The organism is Kitasatospora sp. NPDC056138, from assembly GCF_042264695.1.
Taxonomy (GTDB): Bacteria; Actinomycetota; Actinomycetes; order Streptomycetales; family Streptomycetaceae; genus Kitasatospora.
In genome coordinates, this window is record NZ_JBHJVK010000124.1 from 1 (window position 1) to 11859 (window position 11859).

The window sequence follows — 11859 nt, forward strand, 5'->3', positions numbered from 1 at the left end:
GGCCGACGGGCCGTGACGTGCGCTCGCGCACGAAGGACCCACTGCCCTGCCGGGTCACAATCAGCCCCTCGGTCCTGAGCAGGTCGAGGGCCTTGTCGATCGTGCCGCGCGCCACGCCGAAGTGCTTAGCAAGTTCGGGGCCGGACGGGATTTTGTCGCCGGTTTCGAAGCCGGGCTTCTTTGTGAGGATCGAGGCCCGCAAAGAGCTGCTGACCTGCTGATACGGCGGGCGGGAGTCATCCGGGTCGAGGCTCATGCACCCATGCTAGGACAGATGCCCAACATGCGCGAGAAACCCAGCTCTCTTGACCTGCCTAGGCAGGTTGTCTATGTTGAGTGTGTCGCAACCGAGACAAGCGGGAGCGGCAAGGAGGGCCTTCTTTGGGCTGCTCTGACATGCACAAACGCACCACCGACAACTCAAGAGAGTGATCCACCACCGCAGTCCTTCCGTGACCACGCCGGTCGGGGTGAGTGGAGACCAGTCGGCCGAGAAGGGGCTCATAACCCCGACCCCTCCGTGTGGGGGACAACGCAACCGACTCAAAAGAACGGCGCGGCTGACCTTAGCCAGCGACGACCTCCGGGAGGGATCTCCCCGGGGCGAGCGGTCCGCGTCCAGATGAGAGCCACCCCCTTGCTTCACCAGTGACCACGGTCCCCGGCACCCGCCCGCGATAAGGCGGCGCGTGCCGGGGTGCCGTGGCTGCTCGTAACAGGCAAGCAGTCAGGCCCCGTTGATGTGGGCCGCCGCGCTCCCGGCCAAGGATCGCGCGGCGGCCCTCGGGCCTACACGCCTACTGGAAGAGGTAGACCCGTGGAATCGATTGTTGCAGGACAGCGGGCCGCGAACGTGGACGAGTTCGCGGAGTTGGCCCTCGGGGTCGATGTGGAGCTGTTCACCGGCCCGACCGGTCCGGAGTCGCTCGCCGACCGCGCCGCCCGGCTGGACGCCGCGCACGACATCCTGGCGGTCCTGCGCCGGGAGACCCCGGAGCTGGCCACGTACGCCGCGCGGCTGTTGAAGTCGGCACCGGCGGTACTGCCCGCCGCCCGCCGTGTCGTCGGCGCCGGTCGTGGGACGGTCGGGCTGGGGGTGGCGGCATGAGCGCCCGTCCTGTGCTGGGCGCGCTGCGGCGCCTGCGGCTGCTCGCCACTCTCGCCGGTCTGGCGTGGCTGGTCGGTATCGCCCCGGCCGCCCCGGTGCGGATCGTGCTGGCCGTGGCCGTCGTCGCCACCGTGGTCCTCGAAGCTGCGGCGGATGCCGGGATGCGGCCGGGCCCGGTTCGCCTCACCGGCTGGGGCCACTCCGGGGGTGGCGAATGAGCCGCGCCGCCAAGGGCTGGCTGGTCACCGCGCTGCTGGTCGTCGTCGCCATGGCGTTCGGCGTGTCGTGGAACGCCCTGCACGACATCGCCGCCGCCACCGGTGCCCGGGGCTGGCCGGCCGTCCTGTACCCGTTCGTGGTGGACGGGTTGATGGCCCTGGCCCTGGCAGCCTCCCTGATCCTGACCGGCAAGGACCGCACGTTCGCGTTGTCGGTCCTCGGCGCGTACACCGCCGCCTCACTGGTCCTGAACTACGTGCACGGCTTGGTGCCCGCGCTGCACACCGACCCCGGACACACGCGGCTGGCCGGGTGGGCGTTGGTGCACTGGCTGCTGGTGGGCATCGCCGCCGGACTGCCGGTCGGCAGCATCTTCTTCGGCTCCGATCTGGTGGCCCGCGTCCTGCACCACCGCCCGGACGCACCCGCACACGGTGCGCACGGCAGCGCCGGACAGCAGCAGTCCGATGCCGAGCCTGTACCCGCGCAGGCACCGGTCACGGAAGCGGCGGAAGCGCCCGGGTGGCGCCCGGCCGAGGCCGCCGACGACAGCGTGTATGCCCCGCAGGCCGACCCCGCCGCAACGGCTGGTCAGCCCGCGACTGCCCCTCCTGCCATGCACGTTCCCGACAATTCGCCAGAAATCGCCGCCGACGTGGCGGAGCCGCCCGCGCCGGTGCGCACGAAGCCGCGCACCGCTCCGGCCCCGCGCCGCGCTCGGCCGCTCCCGGGGGCGGCGAAGAACGCGCGCCCGGTGCGCACGGATGACGAACTGCTGGCGCACCTGCGGCAGTTGCTCGCGGATGCCGACGGGCCGCTGTCGCAGCGCGCCGTGCTCGCCGCGCTCGGCATCGGCGTGCCGCGTCTGCGCACGCTGCTGGATGCGAACGGCCTCACCCTCACCCCGGAGCCCGTCCGGCCTGATCTGCGGCTGCTGGATGCCATCGACCAGGCCGAGCAGTCCGAGCCGACGGGGGAGCCGCAGGAGGTGGCCTCGTGAGCACGATCGAGCAGATCCCGGCCGCCCAGGCGCTGATGGCCATCGTCGCCACCTGCGGCGATCTGCCCACCCCGGAACTCGCCATCCGCAACCTCGTCTTCAACGGCCTCGACGACAAGCCGACCGTCGAATGGGGCGTGGAGATCAGCCTGCACAGCGGCCTGCCCCACTTCGAGCAGTGGCGCGATGCCCTCAGCTTCGACCCGGCCGATGTCGACCACGCAGAACGCCACGATCTCGGCTGGCTGACCGTCACCGCCCGCTATGCCGGCATCCCGGTCCGGCTGATCGGCTACTACGACCCGTACAGCGACCAGGAGCAGGCGTCGTGAGGCTGACCGACCCGAGTGGCCTGTTCGCCGCCCTGCACAGGCTCCACCTGCCCGCCTGTGACTACGTGGTGTGCGGCTCCGCCGTGCTCTACGCCCGGGGCCTGCGGGCTCGGATCGGGGACCTCGACGTGCTGGCGCGCGGACAGGCATGGCGGATCGCCCTCACCCTCGCCCGCCCCATCCGGCCGCCGTCCGGTCATGGCTGGGCCGTCTACCACCCCAGTGCCGCGATCGAGATCGTGGACCGCTGGACCCCCGGCTGGCCCACTGACCAGCTCATCGAAGGCGCCGACGTGATCGACGGCATCCGCTTCATGCGCCTGGGCGACGTCCTGCGCTGGAAAGAGGCCGCCCGCCGCCCGAAGGACGGGCCCGACATCGCCGCCATCCACCGCCTCCACGCCCTGTGGACCGGCACCCCCTCACCCGCGCCCCACGCCATCTGACCCCAGCCACGAGACGAGGATCCCGTGTTCAAGCGCAAGGACTCCACCAGCCCCAAGCCCACCGGTAGCCCGTCCACCGACGGTTCCGCCTTCGGCCGCGCCCTGATGGGCATCACCGGCCCCGACCTCGACGCCCAGACCAAGCGGCGCGACTCCCAGCGACGCGCCGCTGAGCCGCTGCTGCGCGAGGAAGACGACGACTGACCGGAGGTACCACTGTCATGACCGACCAGCACCCCGTCATCACGGTCGAGCAGATCGCCGCTCTGCTCGCCGACGTGCAGCTCGCCCAGGAGAACGGCACGCCCGCCACGGTGGCTGTGGCCCAGCATCCGGCCGTCGCGCGGGTCATCACCGCCGCTCTGCCGGTGCCCGCCCAGCCCGCGCCGGTGCCCGCCCCGGCTCCGCCGGTCCCGGTCGGCCGCCCGGTGGGCCAGTACCTCGCCGCCGGTGCCGGTGCGGCCGCCGTGCTGATCCCCATCCTGCTGGCCACCACCGCCGCCCTGATCGCGGCCGGGATGGCCGCACTGTCCCTGGCCGTGACCGCCCTGGTCATCCGCTGGATCATCCGCGACATGCGACACGGCTGATCCATCTCCGAAAGGACCGTCATGCCCCGCTACAGCTACCAGTCGGCGCCCGGTCTGCGGATCCGCACCACCCACCACGCCGGAAGCGCTGAGGAGTTCGCGCAGGCCCTCGCCGAAGACTGCCGGGCCGACTACGGAACCGAGCCCGATGTCCGCGTCTGGGACGGCCCGATCACCGAACCGCCCGCCGCCACCGCCCGCTGAAAGAGGACACCGACATGCCGTTCTTCGAGCTGGACCCCGAGAAGTTCGGCGCGGACAACCCGCGCGACGCCGCCCGCCTGTTCCGCCTGTGCGCGAAGGCCACCCGGCTGGAGCAGGCCGGCCGCTCCACCACCGCCGTGGAGCAGGAGATGGAGCGGATCCAGGAGGACTCCCGCCTGCGGGCCGAGGCCCGGCAGGCCGAGCGCGACGCCCAGCGACGCGGTCGCTGAATCCGCCCCGGGGCGGCCGACAAGCCGCCAAGCATCGACCGGCCGCCCCGGGCCCCTGGCCACCTCGCAGCAGACAGGAGAAGTCCCATCATGACCGACACCGCCCCCCAGGGGCCCGTCCTGGGCACCGTCCACGACCTCGACGAGCGCCGCGCCGCCCGGCCCGTCCACCTGATCAAGCCCGACCCCGACCCCAGCCCCGATCCCGCCCCGATAGAGGACACCGCCGCTGTCCCCGCCCCGGGCGCCGGGGTGGACCGGCTCCCGCAGCCGCGCGTCCCGGTGTGGGTGCGCGGTGGCCGCGCGGTGCGGGTGGTGGCCACCCACGACCGGACCCGCACCACCGGCCGGTTCGTGGTCCGCCACGGCTCCTACGTGCTGGCGGGCGGCGCGATCGCCGCCCGGCGTGCGTGGGAGGGCCGGACCCTGGCCCGTTACGAGCGGATGATGCGCGCGGCCGAAGCCGCCGGGCAGGTTGAGCAGGTGCTGGAGTGGGAGGCCCGCGCCGCGGCTTTCCGCTCGGCCCGGCACCGGCGGCGCATGGATCTGATCACCTCCCCGGTGACCGTCGCGAAGAGCGCCGTTGTCGGTGCCGCCGCCACGGAGGGCAGCCTGCTGGCTCTCGGCGTGGTCCTGGCCATCGCCGAGAAGGACATCTCCCAGGTCATCGTCCCGACCATGACCGCGATCGATCTGATCCGCTGGGCGGTCTTCCTGATCAGCATCATCTGGGGACCGCTCATGGTGGCCGGTCCGTGGCTGGCGCTGGCGTCGCTGTGGGCGATCGGGCGCCACCGTCAGGCCGCCCCCGCCTGGTCCCTGCCCGCCGGCCAGGCCAGTACCGGCGGGGCGCCGATCACCCCCTCGATCGTGGTCACCGCCCTGCGGGACCTCGGGGTCGCCCCGCTGCGGGGTGCGATCAAGGAGATGGGCGACGCCGGGGCCGCGATGCTCGGCCCGATCCGGATCGCCGGATGCGGCGTCGAAGTCGACGTCACCCTGCCCTCCGGCGTGTCCACCGATGAGGTGCAAAAGCGCCGCCGGAAGCTGGCGGAGAACCTCAGCAGGCATGAGCACGAGGTGTTCATCACGATCCCCCAGGCGGCCCGCACGGTGCGGCTGTGGATCGCCGACTCCGGCGCGCTGGACGAGCCGATCGGACCCTCGCCGCTGACCACCGACCCCGACCTTGCCGCCGACCTGTACACCGGCCGGGCGCCGTGGGGGCAGGACCTGCGCGGTGACGCCGCGCTGCTGAGCCTGCTGCAGCGCCACCTGCTGATCACCGGCCTCTCCAACCAGGGCAAGACCGCCAGCCTGCGGGCCCTGGCCCTGTGGCTGGCCCTGGACACCAGCGTCGAGTTCCGGATCGCCGACCTCAAGGGCGTCGGTGACTGGCGCATGTTCGACGGCCTGGCCACCGTGCTGATCCAGGGCCCGACCGATGACCACGTCATCCAGGCCACCCACATGCTCGAAGCGGGCGTGCGGGAGATGGAGAAGCGGATCGCACTGCTGGAGGCGTCCGGCGCCACCGACGGCGTGACCCGCGAGATGGCCCGTACCGACCCGCGTTTCCGCCCGCTGGTGCTGCTGGTTGACGAAGCGCAGGTGGCGTTCATGTGCCCGGCCCTGGGGGACGACAAGCGCCCGTACGGCGGGGTGAAGGCCACCTCCCGGTACTTCATGGCAGCGCGCAAGATCCACAACCAGGGACGGGCCGTCAACGTCGTGCTGTGGCAGGGCACCCAGGACCCGACCGACCAGAACTTGCCCAAGCTGGTCCGCGAGGGCGCGCACATCCGGGCCTCGCTCGTGCTCGGCACGGAGGAGCAGGCCCGGATGGCTCTGGGAGACAAGGCCGTCAACGGCGGCGCCGCCCCGCACAAGCTCCGCCAAGGGTTGGACAAGGGCACCGTCGTCGTCGCCGGTGACGGCGTGAAGCTCGCCCCCGGGCAGAGCAGCATCACCATCCGCACGCACTTCATCTCCGGCGAGCAGGCCGCCGAGATCGCCGACCGTGCCAAGGCCCGCCGCTCCGGGGTGACGACGCCCGGGTCGGTCGAGATCCCCGAGCAGACTGATCCGCTGGCGGACGTGGCGGCCGTGCTCGGCGACGCGGTCCGGATGCGCACGCAGGAAGTCCTCTCGGGCCTGGCTGCGCGGAACCCGGGCGAGTACCGGGGGTGGACTTTCGCCGACCTGAAGACCGTCCTTGAGGCGGTGGGGGCGGCGCCGTACAAGTCCGACGGGCAGATGGTCGTGGCCCGTGACCGGGTCACCGAAGCCCTCAAAATCCGGGCCGAAGCCGCCGCCGGGGAAGACGCCGACGGCGCTTTCGCGTAGAGGGAGCCGTCAGGGAGGCAGGGAGTTCTCCCTGACCGCCTCCCTGACCGCCTCCCTGGGCCTGATCAGCCAAAACACCCTTTCAGGGAGGCAGGGAGGCACCCCGCGCACCCCCTCGGGAAGCCCCGAAAGCGCGTTCTGCGGGTGCCTGCCCTGCCTCCCTCCCCGAACAGCCGGCACCCATCCACACCACCCGGAGGACAACCGTGTTCGAGCCCAACCAGCTCGTCCTGATCGTCTCCTGCGAGGACGACCCCCGCGCCGCCGGCCGCACCGGCCGAATCGTCGACGAGGTCCCGCCCGGCCCCCTCACCGGCGGCCGCTGGACCGTCCACCACGGCGGCTTCCTGATCGGCCCCGTCCTGTGCCACCCCCACGAACTCCGCGCCCTCTGACCACCGCCACGCCCGCACCGTTCGGAGAGGACACCCGATGCCCCACCACCCGGACACCCCCGCCGCGACTACCCCGGCCTACCGGTGGCGCTGTGCACCCGACGGCCTCGCCACCCGCCGACAGCTCCGCGCGCAGGGCCTGCGCCCCGGCGGGCAGGACCCCGCCGCCGAGATCGAGTGGCGCTCCCGCAAGGCCCGCCGCTGCGGCGGCAAGCGGGTCGCGTACCTCTACCGCGTCGACCTCGCCCGGCCCGTCCGCCCGATGACCCCCGGCCGAGCCCGCGCCCTGGCCGCCGCCATTCTCGCCCGCCGCACCTGCCCCGCCTGCCGACGCGACGCCGGATACGTCATCCCCCGCTCACTGGGCTGCTGCTGGCCCTGCTCCACCGCCACCGCCTGAGACCGGGCCTGTGGCCCTGGACTGGCGCGACGCCTGCCACTACGACCGCACCCGCACTCTGCCGTGCCGCTGGTGCGGCCGCCCCACCCCACTGCGCGACGACCAGCGCCGCCCCTCACACAAGGTCTGCGCCGAGAACGCGATGCACGACAGCGGCGGCCCCCTTCCGCCAAGAACCGGGGCCGCCGCCAATCCAGCACCGTCACTACAGAACTGGAGACCTCCAGCATGACCCAACCGACCGAGATCCGGGGAGAGCACCTGCCCACCGCTCTCTCCCTGGCGACTTCCGGCGTGCCCGTGCTGCCGTTGCGAGCCGGGAAGGTGCCGTTCGGCAACTGCCGGAGCTGCGCCGACAACACGTGCGGCGGCCGGCCGAACATGAAGACCCCCGGCCCCTGCGTCTGCCCGGCGCCCTGCCACGGATGGGCCGCCGCCACCACCAACCCCGACGTCATCAACGCGCCCGCGTGGGCGTGGGCGTGGCGCAAAGCGGCGGCGGTGGCCTACCACCCCGGCGGCGCGGGCCTGACCGTCGTTGACCTCGACAGCGCGGAAGCCATCGCGTGGGCGCGCGCCAACCTGCCCGCCACCCGGACCGTGCGCACCACCAGGGGAGAGCACTGGCTCTACCAGGGCGCCATGCCCTCCGCCAACGCGGTGCGGCCCGGCGTGGACGTCAAGTCCACGATGGCCTACGCGCGGTGGCTCGGCCCCGGCACCGGCCCCGCCATCGCCCTGCCGGACGCCGTCCGCGCCCTGGTCGTGAAGGAGCCCGCCGCGCTCCGCCCGGCCGCTGTCACGGTGCCCGCACCGGCCGGGGCCGGGAAGTGCCCCCACCGGACACCGGTCTATCTGGACCGGGGCATCGCCATGGCGGAGCAGCGCATCACCGAGGCGTCCGGCGCGGTGCACGCCACCGTGTTCGCGACGTTCCTCGCGGTGCTGTCCACGCACGGCCGGTGCGGCTGCCTGACCGACGCCCACACCGCCCGGTTGTTCGCCGCCGCTCAGGCCAAGGGCGAGACGCCCCGCCACTGCACCGAGGCGTGGGGAAACGCTGTCCACAGGCTGGGGATGTAGGCCGTGGCCGAGGACGAGAAGAACCCGGCGCGTGAGGTCATCGCCGACTACGCCCAGTCGCACTTCCGGTACTTCCGCACCGCCGACGGCACCGTCTACGCGCAGAAGACCGGCCACCCGGTCGCCCGGCCGATCCGCTCCCAGGGCACGACCGGAAGCCACCGGCAGGAACTGATGGTGGGCCTGTTCCGCGACGGGCGCGGTGTCTTCAACGGAACCGCTCTCAAGGAGGCGTTGGACTTGATCGAAGCTCTCGCACTGTCCGAGGACGTGCAGCCCGTCCACATCCGAGTGGCCCCCGGCTTCGACGGGGCGACGTGGCTCGACCTGGGCCGATCCGACGGCCAGTCGGTCCGCATCCACCCAACCGGGTGGGACATCCTCACCCCCGATCCCCGAGAGGTGTGCTGGAAGCGCACCCAGCTCACCGGCGAACTCCCCCTGCCCGCCAAGGACACCGACGGCAAAGGCATCGACCTCCTGCTGCGGCTGACCAACTTCGCCAACGCCCAGGCCGAGTGCCTGGCCATCGCCTGGCTGATCGGCTGCCTCGGGCCGTCCGTTCCCGTGCCCGCGCCGTTCCTCACCGGCCCGCAGGGCGCAGGCAAGTCCACCGGCGGCCGCATGCTGGTGCGGATCATCGAGGGCATGAGCGGTGACCTGCGCCGCGCCCCTAAGGACGAGGACAACCTCATTGCGGCAGTTGCGGCCGGATGGGTCACCGCCCTCGACAACCTGTCCCACATGACCCCGGACCTCTCCGACGCCATGTGCTGCATCGTCACCGGCGCCGAGAGCGTCAAGCGCGCCCTGTTCACCGACGGGGACGTGCACCGCGCCAGCTACCGCAGGCCCCTGCTGCTGACCGGCATCGACGTCGGTGTGATCCGGCCCGACCTGGCTGAGCGGCTGCTGCCGCTGCGGCTGGAGCGGCCCCGGGTGCGGCGCACCGAGGCGGAGCTGTGGGCCGAGTACGCGGAGGTGCTGCCGGTCGTGCTGGGGTCGCTGCTGGACCTGACGGTCAAGGTCCGGGCGGCGGCGGCGGAGACCCCGACCGATCTGCGGATGGCGGACTTCGCGCACCTGTGCGCGCAGCTCGACGCCGCTACCGGGTTCGGGTCCCTGCCTGCGTACCGGGCCAGCCTGGACGACCTGAACGATGACGTGATCGAGGGCGACTTGCTCGCGCAGACCGTCCTCAAGCACGCCGAGAGCATCGAGCCGGGCGGGGCGCAGCGCATGACCTCGACCGAGTGGCTGCACTGCCTGAGCCACGTCTACAGCGGTGAGGAGCTGCGGCCGCTGCCGAAGGGCTGGCCGACCACCGGCAAGGTCCTCTCCGACCGCCTCAAGCGCCTTCAGCCCACGCTCGCCGCCCGCCAAGTCCTGATCGACTCTGGGCGCACGAGGGAGGGCCGCTACTTGGAGATGGCCCGCCCGGCGATCACACCCTCGCACGAGCAGCCCCCGCTCCTCTGACCCGCGCCGGTCACGGCTGAACGGCAAGAAGAGCACCGGCCCGGCCTAGGGGGTGCTCTTCTTGCTGTTCGGCGAAGCCGCCCAAGGGTCGTGCCGCGCAGCGGCTCCTTCTTCTCGCTCTGAGAGGGCGCCGAACTACCACAGACACCCCCTCCTTTTTCCTAAGTAGGAAGACGCTGCGTCACCTGCGTCACGCGGCCTGGAAAACGGCCCCTGACCTGCGCGGAAGGCCGTGACGCAGACGACGGCCGCTGCGTCATCCTGCGTCACCTGCGTCACGCGATGACGCAGCCCGTGACACAGCAATGACGCAGCGGCCAGCCGCCACGTCACGCAAAGCCCCAGGTCAAAAGCCTGAATGACGCTGATGACGCTGTGACGCAGAAATCCCCACCTAGGACAGCGCGCCCAGGCTGAGCAGCCGCTACCTCGCCCCGCAGTAGCGCGACCTTCGAGCTCAGTGCCCATTTCCTGCCCACACCCAGCACCGGGAAGGACCCCAGGTGACCACCGCCACCCCCGAAGCCTTGACCGTGCCCGAGGTCATGGCCGCCCTCCGCCTCAGCCGCAGCAAGCTCTACGACCTCATCCGCTCCGGCACTCTCCCGAGCTTCACCATCGGCCGCTGCCGCCGCGTAGCCGCCGACGACCTCACCGCCTACATCCACAACCAGACCAGGAGTAACGCCTGATGGCCAAGCGTGCCAATGGAGACGGCAGCATTACCTACCTGAAGAGCAAGGGCCTCTACCAGGGTCGGGTCTATGTGACTACGACCTCCGGCGTCCCCAAGCGCGTCGCCGTCTACGGCAAGACGCGAGAGGAAGTCCGGGAGAAGATGACGGCGCTTCAGGCCCAGGACAACCAGGGCATCCCGACCCCGGACACCAACGTGAACATGGCGGACTACCTGGCCTACTGGCTGGCCGCCGTCGTCAAGGTCAACCGCCGCCCCAAGACCTACCAGGGGTACGAGAGCGTTGTCCGAGTCCACCTAATCCCCGGGTTGGGGAACCGGAAGCTCAGGACCCTCCGAGCTGCTGATGTGCGAACCTGGCTCGCCCGAGTGGCCACCACCTGCCAGTGCTGCGCGAACGGGTGGGACAAGGCCCGCAAGGAGCCGGGGTGCTGCGCGGCGGGGGAGTGCTGCAACACCCGGCTCTCCCGCCGGATGGTGCAGTCGATCCATGCCGTCCTGCGGAATGCGATCGAGAACGCCGTGCGCGAGGAGCTGATCCTGCGGAACGTCGCCAAGCTGGTCCAGGTACCCACGCCGGACTACGGCACCGGGAAGGGGCTCACGGTGCCGCAGGCGCGGCTTCTGCTGAAGTCTGCGAGGGCGGACCGGCTGCACGCGCTGTACGTGCTTGCGCTCGCGATGGGGATGAGGCGCGGCGAGCTGCTCGGGCTGCACTGGTCGGCGATCGACCTGGAGCGGGGAACGCTGATTGTGTCGAGCAACCTTCAGCGCGTGGACGGAGCCTTGCAGCTCGGGCCGACCAAGACAGCTTCCTCGCTCCGGACGCTGCCCCTCCCGCCGTTGGTGGTGATGGCCCTCCGAGAGCACCAGGAGCGGCAAGCCCAGGAGCGCGCGACGGCCGGCGACCGATGGAAGGACACTGGGCTCGTGTTCACCAGCCGGGTGGGGACCGCGATCGAGCCGGACAACCTCCGGCGGAGCTGGTACCCGCTCCGGGAGCGACTCGGCCTCACGCTCCGATTCCACGACCTCCGGCACACGTGCGTGACCTTGTTGCTGGACCTCGGCGTCCCGCCGCACATCGTCCGGCAGATTGCTGGCCACAGTGACATCGGCGTGACGATGAAGGTCTACGCCCACGCCTCGTTGGACGAGCAGCGGAAGGCGCTCGGCTCACTCAGTGAGCGACTCGCCTGAGCCGTTGGCATACCGGTTGGCATACCTGGCATGAAAAAGCCCCCGTAGCGCTTTGCGCTCGGGGGCTTTGTGCTGATCAGCACTGGTGGCCAGGGCCGGGGTCGAACCGGCGACCTTCCGCTTTTCAGGC

17 protein-coding genes are annotated in these 11859 nt (G+C 71.5%); 16 read left to right on the top strand and 1 reads right to left on the bottom strand.

The genetic code is table 11. From position 1 onward, the window contains the following. A partial coding sequence (locus ACFC1R_RS37515; RefSeq protein WP_375946211.1) for a GntR family transcriptional regulator occupies positions 1 to 256 on the bottom strand: 256 nt, incomplete at its 3' end. Positions 257 to 817: 561 nt separating this feature from the next. Between ACFC1R_RS37515 and ACFC1R_RS37520 the strand changes: the two genes are divergently transcribed. The 16 genes from ACFC1R_RS37520 to xerC all read left to right on the top strand — a co-directional run bounded on the left by ACFC1R_RS37520 (position 818) and on the right by xerC (position 11729). Next, a complete protein-coding gene (locus ACFC1R_RS37520) occupies positions 818 to 1108 on the top strand; it encodes a hypothetical protein (protein WP_375946212.1) in 291 nt (96 codons plus the stop codon). Further along, on the top strand, positions 1105 to 1326 hold the full coding sequence (locus tag ACFC1R_RS37525) for a hypothetical protein (RefSeq protein ID WP_375946213.1): 222 nt from the start codon (positions 1105 to 1107) through the stop codon (positions 1324 to 1326). Before ACFC1R_RS37520 ends, ACFC1R_RS37525 begins: the two co-directional genes overlap by 4 nt. Continuing rightward, complete coding sequence (locus ACFC1R_RS37530; RefSeq protein ID WP_375946214.1) at positions 1323 to 2327, top strand: DUF2637 domain-containing protein; 1005 nt, start codon at positions 1323 to 1325, stop codon at positions 2325 to 2327. Before ACFC1R_RS37525 ends, ACFC1R_RS37530 begins: the two co-directional genes overlap by 4 nt. Further along, the gene (locus ACFC1R_RS37535; RefSeq protein ID WP_375946215.1) at positions 2324 to 2659 is read left to right on the top strand and encodes a hypothetical protein; all 336 of its coding nucleotides are present in this window, start codon (positions 2324 to 2326) and stop codon (positions 2657 to 2659) included. The genes ACFC1R_RS37530 and ACFC1R_RS37535 overlap by 4 nt, the downstream gene beginning before the upstream one ends. Continuing rightward, positions 2656 to 3105, top strand: a complete 450-nt coding sequence (locus tag ACFC1R_RS37540) for a hypothetical protein (protein WP_375946216.1) — start codon at positions 2656 to 2658, stop codon at positions 3103 to 3105. The genes ACFC1R_RS37535 and ACFC1R_RS37540 overlap by 4 nt, the downstream gene beginning before the upstream one ends. A 24-nt stretch (positions 3106 to 3129) precedes the next feature. Next, a complete protein-coding gene (locus ACFC1R_RS37545; RefSeq protein ID WP_375946217.1) occupies positions 3130 to 3309 on the top strand; it encodes a hypothetical protein in 180 nt (59 codons plus the stop codon). A gap of 17 nt (positions 3310 to 3326) precedes the next feature. Beyond that, positions 3327 to 3695, top strand: a complete 369-nt coding sequence (locus ACFC1R_RS37550) for a hypothetical protein (RefSeq protein ID WP_375946218.1) — start codon at positions 3327 to 3329, stop codon at positions 3693 to 3695. A gap of 21 nt (positions 3696 to 3716) precedes the next feature. Further along, positions 3717 to 3899, top strand: a complete 183-nt coding sequence (locus tag ACFC1R_RS37555; RefSeq protein WP_375946219.1) for a hypothetical protein — start codon at positions 3717 to 3719, stop codon at positions 3897 to 3899. 14 nt (positions 3900 to 3913) lie between these two features. Continuing rightward, positions 3914 to 4129 carry a hypothetical protein gene (locus ACFC1R_RS37560; protein ID WP_375946220.1) on the top strand — a complete coding sequence of 72 codons (216 nt, stop codon included), beginning with the start codon at positions 3914 to 3916 and terminating at the stop codon, positions 4127 to 4129. 90 nt (positions 4130 to 4219) lie between these two features. Then, on the top strand, positions 4220 to 6475 hold the full coding sequence (locus ACFC1R_RS37565; protein ID WP_375946221.1) for an FtsK/SpoIIIE domain-containing protein: 2256 nt from the start codon (positions 4220 to 4222) through the stop codon (positions 6473 to 6475). A 206-nt stretch (positions 6476 to 6681) separates the two neighbouring features. Next, the gene (locus ACFC1R_RS37570; protein ID WP_045302386.1) at positions 6682 to 6870 is read left to right on the top strand and encodes a hypothetical protein; all 189 of its coding nucleotides are present in this window, start codon (positions 6682 to 6684) and stop codon (positions 6868 to 6870) included. Positions 6871 to 6907: 37 nt separating this feature from the next. Continuing rightward, on the top strand, positions 6908 to 7270 hold the full coding sequence (locus ACFC1R_RS37575) for an RRQRL motif-containing zinc-binding protein (protein ID WP_375946222.1): 363 nt from the start codon (positions 6908 to 6910) through the stop codon (positions 7268 to 7270). Between the two features lie 228 nt (positions 7271 to 7498). Then, positions 7499 to 8353: a bifunctional DNA primase/polymerase gene (locus ACFC1R_RS37580; RefSeq protein ID WP_375946223.1), complete on the top strand. Its 855-nt coding sequence runs from the start codon at positions 7499 to 7501 to the stop codon at positions 8351 to 8353. A gap of 3 nt (positions 8354 to 8356) precedes the next feature. Then, positions 8357 to 9832 carry an ATP-binding protein gene (locus ACFC1R_RS37585; protein WP_375946224.1) on the top strand — a complete coding sequence of 492 codons (1476 nt, stop codon included), beginning with the start codon at positions 8357 to 8359 and terminating at the stop codon, positions 9830 to 9832. 503 nt (positions 9833 to 10335) lie between these two features. Beyond that, positions 10336 to 10524, top strand: a complete 189-nt coding sequence (locus ACFC1R_RS37590) for a helix-turn-helix domain-containing protein (RefSeq protein WP_375946225.1) — start codon at positions 10336 to 10338, stop codon at positions 10522 to 10524. Then, entirely contained in the window at positions 10524 to 11729 is a 1206-nt protein-coding gene (gene xerC, locus ACFC1R_RS37595) for a tyrosine recombinase XerC (RefSeq protein ID WP_375946226.1), read from the top strand. The genes ACFC1R_RS37590 and xerC overlap by 1 nt, the downstream gene beginning before the upstream one ends. The last annotated feature ends 130 nt before the right edge of the window (positions 11730 to 11859 follow it).